The following is a 17,215-nucleotide window of genomic DNA, read 5'->3' as shown; positions in this document are numbered from 1 at the left end:
GAGGGGCTGCTTCCGCAAACACGATGCGATCCGGCCTCTCCCCGCAAGCGGGGCGAGGTGAAGAAAGAAAGCAGAATGGCGCCGCGCGGGACATGCGCGGCGCCATCGTTGTAGCTTGGAGACCTTCAGTCGATCAGAACTTCACAGTGACGCCACCGTAGACCGTCGACTCGGTGCAGCTCTTGGTGCTCTGGCCGGTCGGGGCGATCGTGCAGACGCCAGCCATGGCGTTGTGGTCGAGGCCGAACTTGTTCTGCCAGTAGCGGTAGGCAACCCAGAGATCGACGAAGTGCGAGTACTTGTCACCCCACACCGCCTTCGAAGCATCGAAAGTCAGGCGGATCGGTTCGCTGTTGAGTTCGGTCTTGGACTTGGTGCTGAAGATGCCAGTGCCCGAGAGCGCAGGAAGGCCGTTCGAGTCGCCCTTCGGGCCATACCAGCCGGCGCGGCCGCTGATCGACCAGAACTGCATGTTCGGCGGCAGGAAGCCGAGGTCCATGTAGTAGTTGATTTCGACGGCCCAGGTCGGCTTGTAACTGACGTTTCCGTCCGAATTACAGGTCACGCCCGCCACGCCCGGTCCGAACAGGCCGCACTGGGTGAAGGAGTTGTGATTCAGGAACTCATAGTACATCAAGGGCGCGACGTTGAAGTAGCCCTTGTAGGGAAGGTCGAAGGCGAACTGCAGACCGGCGACGACGTCGCGCTTGGCGGGCGCGAGGAAGTTGTTCTCGGTGTTGGCATCCATACCGACTTCGAACGAGATGTTGTGCAGCGGGCCCATGGTGAAGGTCTTGGTGTTGAACAGCTCGTTCCAGCCGAAGGTCGAGCGGAACAGGCCGTAGATCTCGGTTGCGCCGGCGCAATCGCCGACGCCGCCGGTGATGGTCACGCCGGGCGCGACGCAAGGCGAAGCCGGGTCGTTATGACCGGACTTGAACATCGAGATGGTGAAGAAGTTGGTGCCGTAGGCCCACAGATCGAAGTGCGTGAACGAATAGACCTGCTTGGCGGTGGTGCCGTTGATGCTGCCATCCGGACGGACGCTCCACATGCCAGGATCCGTGCCCTTGGGCATCCAGGAGAACGACACGCGGTTGTCAATCACGAGGAAGAACGGGAGATCAGGCACTTTCTTGGCGGCCTTGACCGGCAAATCTGCTGCCTGAGCCAAGCCACCGGTGGCGAGCGTAGCAAGTGACAGCGCCGCTGCTGCAATTGCCCTGAAACGAAACGACATCCTGAATACCCCCAAGTTTGGACACGTAAAAATGAACGTCCCTTGGGTGCGACACTTGCGCTGATCTCCCGGAGTGAGAAGCCTCAACTTTTTTCAAGGCATGCCGCTTGTTTCGGCAGCAGGCGGCGCTTCATCGCGAGATCTCGAGGTTTTTTCGCGCTGTCCTCACCTGCGAGCGACAAGGCGATGCCGGCCATTGCCGAACATTCCCGTTTGATTTCGTTTGTCTTTTGCGTCGGGAGAACGACACGGACACGATCGTTGCCGATGACTGTGATTGCAGTCCGTCATTGCATACGCGTGGTGGCGCGACCTTGCTCAACTTCACGTCAAGCCTGCATAGCGGGTTCCGATTTGGCTTGAATCGTCACAAATTTGCAACAGGCCTTGCTCGCACGGCGCGGCCGCGACGACTGTCCGGAGAGCGGTTGGCAGCGATCGACACCCGGCGAGAGGAGCTACTCGCGAGGCCTGCCCACCTGCCGAAGCGTTGAGCAAGGGATGACGCTTTTTCGCACCTTACGCCGCGGTTCAAACTGGCCCACAATTGAGGCACTTCATCCCATGCAAGCGCATCAGCGAATGTTAGATCCGACGCCTAACGGCCTGCATTCCGGCGAGTCCCCGCTGCTTCAAACGCTCGGGCTCACCAAACGCTATGGTGATTTCCTCGCCAACGATTCCATCGACATCGACATTTGGCCGACGCAAATCCACGCGCTGCTTGGCGAAAACGGCGCCGGCAAGTCGACGCTGGTCAAGGCGGTCTACGGGCTGATCCAGCCCAGTGCCGGCGAGATTCGCTGGCGCGGCGAGCCGATCGTGCTGTCCGGTCCGTCGGAAGCGCGCAGCCGCGGCATCGGCATGGTGTTCCAGCACTTCTCGCTGTTCGACAACCTCACCGTCGCCGAGAACGTCGCGCTCGGCCTCGACGGCAAGGAGTCCTTCAAGGACATGTCGGCGCGGCTGGAGCAGGTGTCGAGGACTTATGGTCTGCCGCTCGATCCCAGGCGCGAGGTCTGGCAGTTGTCAGTCGGCGAGCGCCAACGCATCGAGATCGTCCGCGCGCTGATGCAGGACCCGAAATTCCTGATCCTGGACGAGCCCACCGCGGTATTGACCCCGCAGGAGGCTGATCAGCTCTTCATCGTGCTGGGGCGGCTCAAGGCCGAAGGCCGCGCCATCCTCTATATCAGCCACAAGCTCGACGAGGTGAAACGCCTCTGCGACACCGCGACGATCTTGCGCGGCGGCAAGAAGGTGCAGACCTGCAATCCCAGGCTCGAGACCGCGGCTTCGCTCGCGCGCATGATGGTGGGCGGCGAGATCAAGGAGGTGAAGGCCGCTGCTGGCCGGCAGACCACCGTGCCGCGGCTTGTCGTCAACGATCTCTCACTTGCGCCAGACGAAGCGCATGGCGTGCGGCTCGAGCACATCTCGTTCGAGCTGAAGGGCGGCGAAATTCTGGGCATCGCCGGCGTCGCCGGCAATGGCCAGGACGAGCTGTTCGCTGCGCTGTCCGGCGAGCGGCTGTCGAGGGACCCCGGCACAATTGTGATCGAAGGCATCGCCGCTGGCCACCTCTCGATCACCCGGCGGCGCAAGCTGGGCGCGGCTTTCGTGCCTGAAGAGCGGCTCGGCCACGGCACCGCGCCGCGCATGAAGCTGTCGGAGAATGCGCTGCTCACCGGGCACGCGGCCAGCGGCATGGTTCATCGCGGTTTCATCGACACGGCGGCCACGCTGAAGACCGTGGACCGCGCGACCGAAACCTTCGACGTCCGCAAGGCCAAGCGCGATCCGGAAGCCGCGAGCCTCTCCGGCGGCAATTTGCAGAAATTCATCGTGGGCCGCGAAATCCTGCGCAACCCGGCGGTGCTGGTGGTGAGCCAGCCGACCTGGGGCGTCGATGCCGGCGCCGCCGCCGTGATCCGCCAGGCGCTGCTCGATCTGGCAGTCGCGGGCGCCGCTGTGCTGGTGACCAGCCAGGATCTCGACGAGCTCGCCGAGATTGCCGACCGCATCGCCGTGATGTTCCACGGCCGGCTGTCGGAACCGCTAGCTACCAGCGAAGCGACGCGCGAGAAGCTCGGCCTGTTGATGGGCGGAAGCAGCCTGGAGCCGAAGGAGGCCGCGCATGCAGTTGGTGCTTGAGAAGCGCGCCGAGCGCTCCAACACGATCGCGCTGGTCTCTCCGCTGATCGCGATCGGCTTGACGATCGTGACCATGACCATCCTGTTCGCGATCCTCGGCAAGAACCCGCTTCTGGCGCTGCATGCCTATTTCATCGCGCCCTTGACCGACAGCTATTCGCTTCAGGAGATCGCGGTGAAGGCGACGCCGCTGGTGATGATCGCGATCGGGCTATCGCTCTGCTACCTCGCCAATGCCTGGAACATCGGAGCCGAGGGGCAATTCCTGATCGGCGCGGTAGCCGGAAGCTGGATCGCGGTGAAGACCCAAGGCACCGACGCCGGCGCCTGGGTCCTGCCGGCGATGTTCGTTCTCGCAGCGGCCGCGGGTGCGCTCTACGCGCTGATCCCGGCGATCTGCAAGGTGAAGTTCGGCGCCAGCGAAATCCTGACCAGCCTGATGCTGGTCTATGTCGCCGATCTCTTTCTTGATTACCTCGTGCGCGGGCCCTGGCGCGACCCGCACGGCTTCAACTTCCCGACCACGGCCGAGTTCGATCCGGTCGCAACGGTTCCGCTGCTGATCGAAGGCGGCCGGCTGCATCTCGGCTCGATCATCGCGCTGCTCGTCGTCGCGGCGGCGGCGATCCTGCTCGGGCGAACCATCAAGGGATTTGAGATCCGCGTGGTCGGTGCCGCGCCCCGCGCCGCACGGTTCGGCGGCTTCAACGCCAACCAGCTGATCATCCTGACCTTCGCCGTCTCCGGCGCGTTAGCGGGCCTCGCGGGCATCGTCGAGGTTGCGGGCCCCGTCGGCCACCTCCAGCCCGGCATCTCGCCCGGCTACGGCTTTACCGCGATCATCGTTGCTTTTCTCGGGCGATTGAACCCGCTTGGAATACTAATTGCAGGTCTTTTTCTCGCATTGACCTTTATCGGCGGCGAGCAAGCGCAGATCGCGATGAAGATCCCGTTGGACGTCACCAAGGTTTTTCAGGGCATTCTGCTGTTCTACGTGCTCGCCTGCGATTCCCTCATCCTCTACCGCTTCAAACTGGTCTTCCCGAACCGTCAGGTGGCCCGTGGAACTGGTTGAGGCCATCATCCTGGCAGTGCTCGCCGCCTCGACGCCGCTCCTGATCGCGGCGACCGGCGAACTCGTGACCGAACGCGCCGGCGTGCTCAACCTCGGCGTCGAGGGCATGATGATCGTCGGCGCGGCCTGCGGCTTCGCCGGAGCGTGGTTGACCGGCTCGATCTTCATCGGCGCGCTGTTCGGCATCGTCGCGGGCATGTTGATGTCGCTGATCTTTGCGCTGATGGCGCTCGGTCTTGCCGTCAACCAGGTCGCAACGGGTCTCGCGCTGACCATCCTGGGCGTCGGCCTGTCGGGCCTGATCGGTGCCGGCTTCGTCGGCGAGCGCATCACGCCGGCGGTACATCTCTATATTCCCGGCCTCACCGACATCCCGCTGATCGGCCGCGTGCTGTTCGGCGAGGACGCCTTCGTCTATTTCTCGCTGGCGCTGATCGTCGGCGTCTGGTGGTTCCTGTACCGCACGCGACCGGGTTTGATCCTTCGCGCCTGTGGCGACAACCACGTCTCAGCGCATGCGCTCGGCTATCCCGTGCTGCGCATCCGCACCTTCGCCGTGATGTTCGGCGGCGCCTGCGCAGGCCTTGCCGGCGCCTATCTGCCGCTCGCCTACACCCCGTTCTTCATTCCCGGCATGACCGCGGGCCGCGGCTGGATCGCACTGGCACTGGTCGTGTTCTCGTCCTGGCGGCCGGGCCGGCTCGTGGTCGGCGCCTACCTGTTCGGCGCGGTGACGATCCTGCAACTGCACGCGCAGGGCTGGGGCGTCGGCATTCCTTCGCAGTTCATGTCTGCGTTGCCTTATCTCGCGACCGTCATCGTTCTGGTCCTGCTGTCCCGCGCGCGCACCGGCGGCTCGACCGCACCGGCCGCGCTCGGCACCGTGTTTGTGCCTGACCGCTGAGTTTGATTTCCGCGGCGTGCGCGATGGGGCGCGCACGTTGCGGATTGTGGCTTTCCCCGACTGTTTGGAGATTGATGATGAGGAAAACACTTCTTGCGCTGGCTGCCTGGCTTTTGCTTGCCGGGAGCGTCAGTGCAGCCTCCGCCGCCGACAAGCTGAAAGTCGGCTTCATCTATTTGGGTCCGATCGGCGACCTGGGGTGGACCTACCAGCACGACCTCGCGCGCCAGGCGCTGGTGAAGGAATTGGGCGACAAGATCGAGACCACCTATCTCGAGAACGTCCCCGAAGGCCCCGATGCAGAGCGTGCGATCGAGCAGCTCGTCCGCGCCGGCAACAAGCTGATCTTCACCACGTCGTTCGGCTACATGGATCCGACACTGAAGGTCGCGAAGAAATATCCCAACGTGCATTTCGAGCATTCGACCGGCTACAAGCGCGACAAGAACATGTCGACGTACTCGGCCAAGTGGTACCAGGGCCGCTACATCCAGGGCCTGATCGCAGCCAAGATGTCGAAGTCCGGCGTGCTCGGCTATATCGGCTCGTTCCCGATTCCCGAGGTCGTCTCCGGCATTAACGCGACGATCGTCGCGGCGCAAACCATCAACCCGAACATCAAGGTCAAGATCATCTGGGCCAACACCTGGTTCGATCCGGGCAAGGAAGCCGATGCCGCAAAGGCGCTGATCGACCAGGGCGCCGACGTCATCATGCAGCACACGGATTCGCCGGCGGCGATGCAGATCGCCAGCGAACGCGGCAAGCTCGCCTTCGGCCAGGACTCCGAGATGATCAAATTCGGGCCAAAGACCCAGCTGACCTCGATCCTCGACACTTGGGGCCCCTACTACATCGCGCGCGTCAAGGCCGAGCTCGACGGCACCTGGAAGTCCGAGGATACCTGGGGCGGCCTCGACAGCCACATGTTCGCGATGGCGCCCTACACCAACATGCCTGACGACGTGAAGAAGCTCGCCGAGGATGCCCAGGCGGCGATCACCGCCGGCAAGCTGCATCCGTTCAAGTGCCCGGTCGTTGGGCAGGACGGCAAGCCGGTCGAGTGCAAAGGCGGCGATCACCTCGACGACGGCCAGATCCTCGGCATGAATTTCTACGTCAAGGGCATCGACGACAAGCTGCCGGGCAAGTAGCACGCTTCTTGCATCGCAAAAATCACCTGCTCCTCCCGGAGGAGGTTTGGAGGGGGTGGCCAGAAGCACCCGGCACTTGTGGTCGCCCCCTCTTTCTATTCCGTCGCTATCCCGCCTGCATCGCCCGAGCCGCGGAACTGTGGCGGCGGACAAGGTCAGGGACGTCCAGTCCCGGGATCGCGCCGTCGATCACCGCCCATTTTCCCGCCACCATCACACGATCGGCCCGATGCGCCCCGCACAGCACCAGTGCGGCCAGCGGATCGCCGTGGCCGGAAAAGCGCAGCTCGTCGAGCTTGAACAGCGCAAGGTCGGCCGCCTTGCCGGCGGCGATCGCGCCGAGTTCCGGCCGGCCCACGCACGCTGCCGAGCCCTGGGTGGCCCAGCGCAGCGCATCCTTGTGGCTGACCTTCGTCACCCCGTAGCGCGCCCGTTGCAGCAGGAACGCGGCGCGCACCTCCTGCATCAGGTTCGATCCGTCGTTCGAGGCCGAGCCATCGACACCGATGCCGATCCCGACGCCGGCCTCTTCCATCTCGCACACCGGACAGCAGCCGGAGGCCAGGAGCTGGTTGCTACAGGCGCAATGGCTGATGGTCGTCTTGGCCTTGCCGAGCCGCTTCATCTCCTCGGCGTTGAAGAAGATGCCGTGGGCAAGCCAGGTCCGCGCGTTGAGCCAGCCGCACTGCTCGAGATAGTCGAGCGGACGGCAGCCATACATCTGCTGGCAGAACTTGTTCTCGTCCTCGGTCTCCGCGAGATGAGTGTGCAGGCGAGCGTCGAGCTTGTCGGCGAGATCTGCGGTGGCGCGCATCAGCGATGTCGTCACCGAAAAGGGCGAGCATGGCGCGAGCGCAATCTGTACCATCGCGTCAGCACCGCGCTGGTGATGCCTGGCGACCACGCGCGCGCTGTCCGCGAGGATCGTATCCTCGTCCTGCACGACGCTGTCCGGCGGCAGGCCGCCGTCACGCTGCGACAGGTTCATGGAGCCGCGCGTGAGCAGCACGCGGACACCAAGCCGTTTTGCAACTGCAACCTCGATATCGACGGACTCCTCGAGCCCTGCCGGAAACACATAGTGATGATCCGTCGTCGTGGTGCAGCCCGAGAGGAGCAGCTCGGACATTGCCACGGTGACGCCGAGCTCCAGCGATTCCGGCGTCATCTTCGCCCACACCGGATAGAGCGCCTGGAGCCAGGGAAACAGCTCGCGGTCCATCGCCGCCGGCAGCGCCCGCGTCAGCGTCTGGTAGAAATGATGATGCGTGTTGATGAGGCCCGGCAGCACGACATGCTCGCCCGCATTAAACACCGCGATATCTGGAGTCGCAGGCGTGCCGCCGGCCGGCACCAGCTCGATGATCCGGCCGTCTTTCACCACGATCCCGCGCTCGGCGCCGTCGGCGAGGATGGCCAGGGGATCCCTGATCCAGGTCGGCTTTGCGTCGCTCATGATCCTGCTTCTCCTCACATCCGCCGACGGCGGGCCTGCAAGGCAGAGGCCAGCCCGATCGCGTTATTGCTGCAACTTGTTGTTGCGACTTGGCGTCCGACTTGCAAGACTTTGCCGTGGAGCAAATCATCCGCTGGAAGCGCTGGCCTCGCCATGGACTTGAATACCATCACGACAGTGGCCCATCCGCAAACGCGCACGCAACTGCCCGTTTGGACGCCAGGTGATGCTTGGCTGGCGGGCGGCACCTGGCTGTTCTCGGAACCGCAAATCCACCTGACACGGTTGATTGATCTCACCGATCTGAAATGGCCGGCGTTGACGATCACGGACAGCCACCTCATCATCGCCGCGACATGCACCGTCGCGCAGCTCGATGGCCTCGCCTGCCCCGCCGACTGGCTCGTGGCACCACTGATCAGCCAGTGCTGCCGCGCCTTCCTCGCTTCCTTCAAAGTCTGGAAGACGGCGACGGTGGGCGGCAATATCTGCATGTCGCTGCCGGCGGGACCGATGATCTCGCTCACCTCCGCGCTCGACGGCGTCTGCACCATCTGGAAGGCCGGCGGCGGCGAACAGAAGATTCCCGTCGCCGGCTTCGTCACCGGCAACCAGCGCAATCGCCTGGCTCCGGGCGACCTGCTGCGGCAGATCGATATCCCGCTCGCCGCTCTGAAGCGCCGTCCGGCATTTCGCCAGATCTCGCTGGCGCCGGTCGGGCGTTCCGCAGTGCTTCTAATCGGCAGCCTCGATGCCGATGGCACGCTGACGCTGTCGGTGACCGCATCGACGGTGCGCCCGATTCAATTGTCGTTTTCAACGCCACCCGATGCCAGCGCCCTTCGCGCCGCGATCGAGCAGCAGATCGCTGACGAGTTGTACCACACCGACATTCACGGCAAATCGCTCTGGCGCAAGCACATGACGCTGCGGCTCGCCGAGGAGATCCGCGGCGAACTGCTGGATACCACGCGGCCATGAGCTTCGAGATCAACGGCAAGCCGTTTTCGCAAGAGCCGCGCGCGGGCCAGTGCCTGCGCACGTTCTTGCGCGAGCTTGGACATTTCGGCGTGAAGAAAGGCTGCGACGCCGGTGATTGCGGCGCCTGCACCGTGCTGCTCGACGGCGAGCCCGTGCATAGCTGCCTGATCCCCGCCTTCCGCGCCGAAGGCCGTGCCGTCACCACGATCGAAGGGCTCGGGGGCGACAGCGGCACGCATCCGATGCAGCAGGCCTTCCTCGACGCGCAAGGGTTCCAGTGCGGCTTCTGCACCGCCGGCATGATCCTGACCTGCGCCTCGCTGAACCAGGCCCAGCGCACGGATCTCGGCGTCGCGCTAAAAGGCAACATCTGCCGCTGCACCGGCTATCGTTCGATCGAGGATGCGCTCCTTGGCAAGACCAATGTCGAAGAGAGCGTGGAAGCCGGTGCCGCATTCGGCCGCAGCCTGCCGGCGCCTGCAGGCCCTGACGTCGTGCGCGGCCAGGCGCGCTATACTTTCGACACCGAAATCGACGGCCTGCTGCACATCAAGCTGCTCCGCTCGCCGCACGCGCATGCGAAAATCGTCGCGATCGACAAATCGGCGGCGCTGGCTGTCCCCGACGTGCACGCGGTGCTGACCCATGAAGACGCGCCGTCGATGCTGTTCTCCACCGCGCGGCACGAAAACGACTGGATGGACCCCGAGGACACCCTCATCCTCGACAACGTCGTCCGCTTCATCGGGCAGAAGGTTGCCGCGGTCGTTGCCGAGAGCGAAGCCGCCGCCGAAGAAGCCTGTCGGCGGCTGAAGGTCGAGTACGAGATCCTGCCCGCGCTGATCGATCCCGAGCAGGCGATGGCGCCGGGCGCGCCAGTCATTCATCCCGACCGGACCACTGCGAACCGCGTCGCCGACGCCCAGCGCAACCTCGTCGCGGAGACGCATGGTGAGTTCGGCGATGTCGCAACGGCACTCGCTACCTCTGCCGTCACCTTCGAGGGCACCTTCCACAGCCATCGTGTGCAGCATGCGGCGCTGGAGACCCATGGCGGCCTCGCCTGGCTCGATGATTCCGGCGTGCTCAACGTCCGCTGCTCGACCCAGGTGCCGTTCCTGACGCGGCGCGCGCTATCCGACATCTTCACGCTTCCCATGGACAAGGTCCGTGTGTTCTGCGAGCGCGTCGGCGGCGGTTTTGGCGGCAAGCAGGAGATGTTCGTCGAGGACATTTTGGCGCTCGCGGCGCTGAAGACCGGACGGCCGGTGAAGCTCGAGCTCACCCGCGAGGAGCAGTTCATCGCGACCTCGACGCGACACCCGATGCGGGTTCACATCAAGGCCGGCGCCGATGCAAACGGCAAGCTCACCGCGCTCCAGCTCGACGTGCTCTCCAACACCGGCGCTTATGGCAATCACGCCGGCCCCGTGATGTTTCACGCAGTGTCCGAATCCATCAGCGTCTACAACTGCCCGAACAAGAAGGTTGACGGCGTCGCCGTCTACACCAACACGGTGCCTGCCGGCGCGTTTCGCGGCTATGGCCTGCCGCAGACGCTGATCGCGGTGGAAGCTGCGATCGACGAGCTGGCGAAGCAGCTCGGCATCAGTCCCTACGACATGCGCCGCCGCAACATCGTCAAGCCCGGCGACCCGATGCTGGCGCCGCCCCCGTCCGAATATCACGACGTGCTCTACGGCTCCTACGGGCTCGACCAGTGCCTCGACCTCGTCGAACGTGCGATGCAGGCGGATAACCCGCAGCCTGACCCATCGCCGGAGTGGCTGATCGGCGAAGGTATTGCGCTGACCATGATCGACACGGTACCCCCGGCGGGTCACATCGCTGACGCGATGATCGCGCTGCGCGATGATGGAGGCTTCGATCTCACCATCGGCACCGCCGAATTCGGAAACGGCACCAGCACCGTGCATCGGCAGATCGCCGCGACAACGCTTGCGACTACCGTCGACAGGATCTTCCTGCGCCAGTCCGACACCGCCCATGGCGGCCACGACACCGGCGCCTATGGCAGCGCAGGCATCTTCGTTGCCGGCAAGGCGACCCACGCAGCGGCCCTGCGGCTTGCGACCGAACTGAAGGCTGCCGCCGCAGCCGCCTGGCTTTGCGACGCTGGGACTTGCGTGCTCGAGGGCGAAGCCGTCGTCAGCGGCGTGCGACGGATGTCGTTTGCGGAACTGGCGAAACTCGCGCGCGAACGCGGACAGCCGCTTGCGGCGGCCGGCAATTCCGGCGGCACGCCGCGCTCGGTCGGCTTCAACGTCCACGGCTTTCGCGTCGCCGTGAACAAGGGCACCGGCGAGCTCAGGATTCTCAAGAGCGTACAGGCGGCGGATGCGGGCGTCGTCGCCAACCCCATGCAGTGCCGCGGTCAGGTCGAGGGCGGCGTGGCCCAGGCGCTCGGTGCTGCGCTCTACGAGGAGATGGTGATCGACGCGGACGGCCGCGTCACCAACCCGAAATTCCGCGACTACCACCTGCCGTCCTTGGGCGACGTGCCGCGCACTGAAGTCTTCTTCGCCGACACGTCCGACACGATTGGACCGCTGGGCGCGAAGTCGATGAGCGAGAGCCCCTACAATCCGGTCGCCGCCGCACTCGGCAACGCGATCGCGGACGCTACCGGCATTCGTTTCACTGCGCCGCCCTTCAAGCCGGACCGGCTGTTTCCGGCGCTATACGAGAAGTTCGGATGCTAGCTGCCGCGATAGGTCGAGTAGCTCCACGGCGTGACCAAGAGCGGGACGTGGTAGTGGCTTTCCGGCTCGCTGATCGCAAAGCGTAACGGGATCTCGTCGAGAAACGGCGGGTCGGACAGCGGTACGTTGCGCTCGGCGTAATATTTGGCAACGCTGAATTTGAGCTCATAGCGGCCGATCGGCAGCGGACGGCCGCCGATCAGCGGCTGGTCGGTGCGACCATCGGCATTGGTGACGGCGCGCGCAATCACGCGGTTCTCGCCGAGGCTCGCGAGCTCGACCAGCTCGATCGCGATGCCGGGCGCAGGCCTGCCGGCATGATTGTCGAGCACATGCGTCGACAGCCGGCCATGCACCTTCAGTCTGTCGTCGGCGACGACGAGCTGATCGAGCCGCAGCGCTGAGATCCGCCCGATCTCCTCGATCGCGCGTCGCGTCTCGGTTTTGGTGATGTTGAACAACCGCGTCTCGAAGTCCCGCAGGACGGAATCCTTGGTGTGACGGCGCACGCAGACGATATAGGGGAAGCCAAATTTCGCGCGATAAGCATTGTTGACGCGCTCGAACGCGGCGTATTCGGCCTCCGACAGCCGATCGAGGCCGGCGCTGTTCTGCTCGTCGGTCGATTCCGCGGTAAGGCCCGCCGCGCGCTGGGTCTTGTTGGCGAGATCGGGATGCGCCCGGATCAGCGCCAACTGCACCTCGGGTTCAGCGCTCTGGATCGCCGCCATCAGCGCGGTGTGCAGCTGAACAACGCCGGCAAACGGCCGCTGTTCGGCAAGCTGCTCGGCGATCCACGGCGAATATTCGACGACGTTGGCGAGCGCGGTGACGAAATCGGCCTTGCTTGCGGCATTGAGATCGGAGAGCGAGATCTGCGACATTGTCCCCTCACCCGATCTCGAACGCGTCGGCGGCAAGATCCGCGTGCTTGTCGTGCCAATGCTGGGCAATCTGGAGCCGCGTCGGCACCCAGACGCGTTCGTGCTTGCCGATATAATCGAGGAAGCGGATCAGGCCTGCGGCGCGGCCGGGCCGGCCGGCGAGACGGCAGTGCAGCCCCACCGACATCATCTTCGGCGCGGTCTCGCCCTCGGCATAGAGCACGTCGAACGCGTCTTTCAGATAGGTGAAGAACTGCTCGCCTTCCGCAAAGCCTTGCGGATTGATGAAGCGCATGTCGTTGGCATCAAGCGTGTATGGAATGATGACCTGCTTGCCCTTCGCGCCCTTGACCCAATAGGGCAGATCGTCGGCATAGGAATCGCAGAGATAGAGGAAGCCGCCCTCCTCCATCAGCAGACGGTTGGTGTTGATCGAGGATCGTCCGGTGTACCAGCCGAGCGGCCGCGCGCCGGTGGCCTCGGTGTGGACGCGGATAGCCTCCGCGATCTCGGCGCGCTCCTGCGCCTCGGTCATGTCCTTGTGCTCGATCCACTTCAGGCTGTGGCTCGCGATATCCCAGCCACCCTCCTTCATCGCGGCGACGATTTCGGGATTACGCTTCAGCGCGGTGGCGACGCCGAACACCGTGGTTGGCCAGTTGCGCGCGGTGAACATCCGCCACAGCCGCCAGAAGCCGGCGCGCGAACCATACTCGAACATCGACTCGATATTGGCATGGCGCTGGCCGACCCAAGGCTGCGCGCCCAGCACGTCGGACAGGAATGCCTCCGAAGCGCGGTCGCCGTGCAAAATGTTGTTCTCGCCGCCTTCCTCGAAATTGACGACGAACTGCACCGCGACCCGCGCATGACCCGGCCATTGCGGATGCGGCGGGTTACGGCCGTAACCGCGGAGATCGCGCGGGTAGCGGGGCTCCGTCACTCAGGCTTCCTCGAAGCGGATCGGGAGGGCGCCCTTCCACAGCACGCTCTTGCCGAGGGTCGCGAGATTCTCCAGGCCCGAGGTCAGCGTGATGAAATGGTTGCCGGCGAGCTGGCCCATCTTGCTGGCGAAATGCACCCCGCCATAGGCCAGCAGGATCTCGGTCTCGCTGATGCCGCCGGGATAGAGGATGATCTGGCCGGGCGCGGGATAGCTCGTATGGTTCTCGTAGCCGACGCCGAAATCGAGGTCGCCGAGCGGCATCCACACGCCCTCGCCGCTCCACCGCACATGGATGATGTGGCTTTCGAACGGCAGCGCTTTGCGGAACGCAGCAACGGTTTTGGGCGCAAGCTGCTCCTCGAAGCGGGCATCGAAGCGGAAATCACCGGCGCGGATAACGAGTTTGCTCATCTCATCTCTCTGGATCGGGGGCGGTGGCCCCACGGGGAACTTTCAAGCAAAGAGCATTCCGGAGGGCTTGGCGCAAGTAGCGCGGCCCCTCACCTGCGGTCGTAGGACCAGCCGAAAAGGCCGCTCCGCCGAACCTCCGGCTCCGGCTCGGCGGCCGGCGCGGGCGCCTCCTTCAGTTCCGCCTGCGGCGGGGGCGAAGGCGGTGCCGGGAGGTTCTCGCATTTCATGGAGTAGACCAGCTTGCCGTCCGCGGTCCGCCCGATCGGGGCGCAGGGGTCGGGATGCGCCGCCGTGGCCTTGGGCGTCAACTTGACTTGCGCCGCGGCCGGCGAGGCGATCAGCAGAAGGACCAGCAGATATTTCGACATCGTTGTCGCTCAAAAACTCGATTTACCCCATTCAACCGGATTGCCGGGGGCAAGTCCATCGGCCGCGCAGGCGCGATTGCCGAATATTTAGCCGAGACCAAAAAATTTGCTCGCCCCATCGTGATGCCAACGCTGCTGATATTTAGCAGGACGCATCGCCATGTCACCAGCGACGACGAATACACCAGATACCTCTCACAGCCGGAGCGTCGTCACGGGAGAAACAACGATGCGAACGACCTTCACCATTCTCGGCGCCACGCTGATTGCCGCCGTCACCATCCAGACCGCCTCGGCGAACGACCGCCATCACGTCCGCAAGGCGCAACCCGCGCCGATCACCCAATCGGTGCGCGACTCCAACGCCGCCATCTGGCCGTCGCAGCCGACCGCGCCGGACTGGTCGCGCTACGCCAACGGCGCCATGTCGGCGCCGGCGGGACGGTGATGTGAGAGGCGGGGTGCTCTGCGTGTAACGAGCACTCCGCCATGTCGCCATCGTCGCCCTGACCATCGCCGGGATGACGGTGAGAAACATTTGAGGGCAATTCAATCCCCTCGAGATCACGGGCGCAGGCCCCTGAAAAATCGACTCGGGCGGCAGTCGTTTACCTCGCTTTCGAGGCGCCTCGTCCGGTCGAACGACAATCAGTAGGGTCGATAATAGTTGCCTGGACCACCATAATAGCCATAGCCCCGATCGTAGTAGGTGCGTGGGCCGCCGTAGTAATAGTTGTTCTCGTAATACTCGCGACGCTGGCTCTCAGCGATTGCGCCGGCGATCAAACCTGTTGCCGCGCCCATGAAAGCAAGGCCTGCTGCACTTGGTCCCCGACGATAATAGCGGTGACGCCGGGCAGCGCTGAAGTCGGTCACCGCGGACGCGTTCGAGCTTCCGGCAACCGCATTCGCAGGTGTAGTCGATGCTGCGCGGGATGGCGATGCGGAAGCTGCGAGGGCGAGGCTCGCAACCGCAGCCAGAACGATGTTGCGGCCGCCTGCTGAAATCATGGGTCCAATACTCATTTTGACCTTCCTCTGTTCTCGCCCGAAAGACATATGCAAACGCTAAATAATACGCAAACCACTGAAATGGTTTCATAATCGCGGCAATCTGCCACGCTTTGAACGATTGTAAACCGAACAACCAGATCCAGCTTGCCCGATCCAACCTGAGCGGATAATGAACAGCCGCGCCGTTTTTCGGTCGCCGTAAGCGTTTTACGTGAACCAACGCATCAACCGACGCCGTCGGGATCGATGCCATTTTTCCGGTTCAACGTGACTGACGCGTCCTTTTCCTCAAGAGAAATCAGATGATTGCGGTTCGCAAACTGCCGGCGCGCTATGCGCCGATCGTCATGCCTTTGGTGCTTTCCATCGTCATGACGGCCGTGGTGTCGATCATTTCGACACTCAGGAGCCTCGGCGCAACGCCGGCGTTCCTCGCGACATGGCCGGGCGCCTGGGGGCTGTCATGGCTCGTCGCCTTTCCGACGCTGCTCGTGGTCCTGCCGATGGTCCGCCGGGTCGTGGCCCGCCTCGTCGCTTCCCCATCTCAACCAGGCCAATAGCCGGCGCGGACGGCGGTGCATGGAGCCCGCCGTCCCGCTTCCAGATTGCTCACCACCTTGGATCAAGCTTCCACACTTCTCGCTTCACCCGTCGCGCTGTCGCGACATCTTCCGCTGCTGCTCTACATCGCCTCGCGAAGCCTGTCGGAATTCTCCTATCAGGTCGCGACCGTGGCGGTGGGCTGGCAGATCTATGCACTGACCGGCAGCGTCTTCTATCTCGGCCTTGCGGGTCTCGTGCAGTTCATTCCGAGCGCCCTCCTCGTCTTCGTCGCCGGACACGCGGCCGACCGTTATGACCGCAAGCGCATCGCCCAGCTCTGCGAGCTCGTGCAGGGCCTCGCGGCGGGCTATGTTGGCGCGCGGCTGCTCGCCGATGCGCTCACCGCGCCTGACCTCTTCATCGTGCTCGGCGTGTTCGGGCTGGCCGGCGCCTTCGAGAGCCCGGCGTCGTCTGCGCTTCTGCCGGCCGTCGCGCCGGAAGCCATGCTGCAACGGGCGACCGCGTTGGCGACCGGCGCCTGGCAGGTCGCCGCCATCGGCGGCCCGGCCGTCGGCGGGCTCGCTTATGCAATCTCGCCCGGCGCGCCATTCGTGCTGATGGCGGCGCTGTCGCTGATCGCAAGTGCCTTGAGCGGCATGATTCGAGCCGAACGTGTTGCGACTTCCGAGCACGAAAGTCTGGACGGATTGTTCGCCGGCCTGCACTTCGTGCGCAGCAATCCCGCGATCCTCGGCACGATCTCGCTCGACCTGTTCGCGGTCCTGCTCGGCGGCGCCACCGCGCTGCTGCCGATCTATGCCAAGGACATCCTGCAGGCGGGACCCTGGGCGCTCGGGGCGATGCGGGCCGCGCCCGCGATCGGCGCGCTGCTGATGACCGCGGTGATCGCGCGACATCCGATCGCACGGCGCGCGGGACTTCGGATGTTCCAGGCGGTGATCGCCTTCGGGCTCGCGACCATTGTGTTCGCGCTATCGCAGACCGTGTGGCTTTCGATCGCCGCACTGGTGGCGATGGGCGCGGCCGACACCATCAGCGTCGTGGTCCGCGTCGCGCTGGTGCAGCTCGCGACGCCGGATGCGATGCGCGGCCGCGTCGGTGCCGTCAACTTCCTCTTCATCAACGCCTCCAACCAGCTCGGCGAATTCGAAAGCGGCATGGCCGCCGCCCTGCTCGGCGCGATGCCTGCGGCAGCGCTCGGCGGGATCGGTACGATCGCGATCGCACTGCTGTGGATAAGGCTGCTCCCGGCATTGCGCGAGGTGGACCAGTTGGAATGAGCGAGGATCGCGCGACCTCTAGGCCCGGTAGTTCCAGTATTTCTGGAGCGCATCGCCCACT

At 64.4% G+C, this 17,215-nt stretch carries 16 protein-coding genes; 9 read left to right on the top strand and 7 right to left on the bottom strand.

Annotated features, from left to right (window positions below):
• Positions 1-133 precede the first annotated feature (133 nt).
• Entirely contained in the window at positions 134-1,240 is a 1,107-nt protein-coding gene (locus tag IVB18_RS15320; protein WP_247989877.1) for a hypothetical protein, read from the bottom strand.
• A 582-nt stretch (positions 1,241-1,822) separates the two neighbouring features.
• Here IVB18_RS15320 and IVB18_RS15315 point away from each other — a divergent pair.
• From IVB18_RS15315 to IVB18_RS15300, 4 genes are all read left to right on the top strand, one after another.
• Complete coding sequence (locus IVB18_RS15315) at positions 1,823-3,394, top strand: ABC transporter ATP-binding protein (RefSeq protein ID WP_247989876.1); 1,572 nt, start codon at positions 1,823-1,825, stop codon at positions 3,392-3,394.
• The gene (locus IVB18_RS15310) at positions 3,378-4,469 is read left to right on the top strand and encodes an ABC transporter permease (RefSeq protein WP_247989875.1); all 1,092 of its coding nucleotides are present in this window, start codon (positions 3,378-3,380) and stop codon (positions 4,467-4,469) included. The genes IVB18_RS15315 and IVB18_RS15310 overlap by 17 nt, the downstream gene beginning before the upstream one ends.
• Entirely contained in the window at positions 4,456-5,373 is a 918-nt protein-coding gene (locus IVB18_RS15305) for an ABC transporter permease (protein WP_247989874.1), read from the top strand. Before IVB18_RS15310 ends, IVB18_RS15305 begins: the two co-directional genes overlap by 14 nt.
• Before the next feature lie 77 nt (positions 5,374-5,450).
• Positions 5,451-6,527: a BMP family ABC transporter substrate-binding protein gene (locus IVB18_RS15300; RefSeq protein ID WP_247989873.1), complete on the top strand. Its 1,077-nt coding sequence runs from the start codon at positions 5,451-5,453 to the stop codon at positions 6,525-6,527.
• A gap of 106 nt (positions 6,528-6,633) precedes the next feature.
• Here the strand turns inward: IVB18_RS15300 and IVB18_RS15295 are convergent, their stop codons facing one another.
• Positions 6,634-7,983, bottom strand: a complete 1,350-nt coding sequence (locus IVB18_RS15295; RefSeq protein ID WP_247989872.1) for an 8-oxoguanine deaminase — start codon at positions 7,981-7,983, stop codon at positions 6,634-6,636.
• Between the two features lie 153 nt (positions 7,984-8,136).
• Here IVB18_RS15295 and IVB18_RS15290 point away from each other — a divergent pair, with 153 nt between their 5' ends.
• Together IVB18_RS15290 and IVB18_RS15285 are read left to right on the top strand one after the other, a co-directional pair.
• Positions 8,137-8,964, top strand: coding sequence for an FAD binding domain-containing protein (locus tag IVB18_RS15290; protein ID WP_247989871.1), 828 nt, complete (start codon positions 8,137-8,139; stop codon positions 8,962-8,964).
• On the top strand, positions 8,961-11,687 hold the full coding sequence (locus IVB18_RS15285; protein WP_247989870.1) for a molybdopterin cofactor-binding domain-containing protein: 2,727 nt from the start codon (positions 8,961-8,963) through the stop codon (positions 11,685-11,687). The genes IVB18_RS15290 and IVB18_RS15285 overlap by 4 nt, the downstream gene beginning before the upstream one ends.
• Here IVB18_RS15285 and uraD read toward each other — a convergent pair.
• From uraD to IVB18_RS15265, 4 genes are all read right to left on the bottom strand, one after another.
• Positions 11,684-12,571, bottom strand: coding sequence for a 2-oxo-4-hydroxy-4-carboxy-5-ureidoimidazoline decarboxylase (gene uraD, locus IVB18_RS15280; RefSeq protein WP_247989869.1), 888 nt, complete (start codon positions 12,569-12,571; stop codon positions 11,684-11,686). The genes IVB18_RS15285 and uraD overlap by 4 nt on opposite strands.
• 7 nt (positions 12,572-12,578) lie before the next feature.
• The gene (gene puuE / locus IVB18_RS15275; protein WP_247989868.1) at positions 12,579-13,514 is read right to left on the bottom strand and encodes an allantoinase PuuE; all 936 of its coding nucleotides are present in this window, start codon (positions 13,512-13,514) and stop codon (positions 12,579-12,581) included.
• Entirely contained in the window at positions 13,515-13,928 is a 414-nt protein-coding gene (locus IVB18_RS15270) for a DUF3830 family protein (protein WP_247989867.1), read from the bottom strand.
• Between the two features lie 89 nt (positions 13,929-14,017).
• Positions 14,018-14,296, bottom strand: a complete 279-nt coding sequence (locus IVB18_RS15265) for a hypothetical protein (protein ID WP_247989866.1) — start codon at positions 14,294-14,296, stop codon at positions 14,018-14,020.
• A 229-nt stretch (positions 14,297-14,525) separates the two neighbouring features.
• Here IVB18_RS15265 and IVB18_RS15260 point away from each other — a divergent pair, with 229 nt between their 5' ends.
• Complete coding sequence (locus IVB18_RS15260) at positions 14,526-14,744, top strand: hypothetical protein (RefSeq protein ID WP_247989865.1); 219 nt, start codon at positions 14,526-14,528, stop codon at positions 14,742-14,744.
• A 200-nt stretch (positions 14,745-14,944) separates the two neighbouring features.
• On the opposite strand, the gene IVB18_RS15255 is transcribed toward IVB18_RS15260, so the two are convergent.
• Complete coding sequence (locus IVB18_RS15255; protein ID WP_247989864.1) at positions 14,945-15,322, bottom strand: hypothetical protein; 378 nt, start codon at positions 15,320-15,322, stop codon at positions 14,945-14,947.
• A gap of 290 nt (positions 15,323-15,612) precedes the next feature.
• On the opposite strand from IVB18_RS15255, the gene IVB18_RS15250 reads away from it, so the two are divergent.
• Positions 15,613-15,870, top strand: a complete 258-nt coding sequence (locus tag IVB18_RS15250) for a DUF2798 domain-containing protein (protein ID WP_247989863.1) — start codon at positions 15,613-15,615, stop codon at positions 15,868-15,870.
• Positions 15,871-15,927: 57 nt separating this feature from the next.
• Positions 15,928-17,154: an MFS transporter gene (locus tag IVB18_RS15245; protein WP_247989862.1), complete on the top strand. Its 1,227-nt coding sequence runs from the start codon at positions 15,928-15,930 to the stop codon at positions 17,152-17,154.
• Positions 17,155-17,215: the final 61 nt, after the last annotated feature.

This window comes from Bradyrhizobium sp. 186, from assembly GCF_023101685.1.
Classification (GTDB): Bacteria; Pseudomonadota; Alphaproteobacteria; order Rhizobiales; family Xanthobacteraceae; genus Bradyrhizobium.
This window is presented reverse-complemented; position numbering and strand designations above follow the sequence as displayed.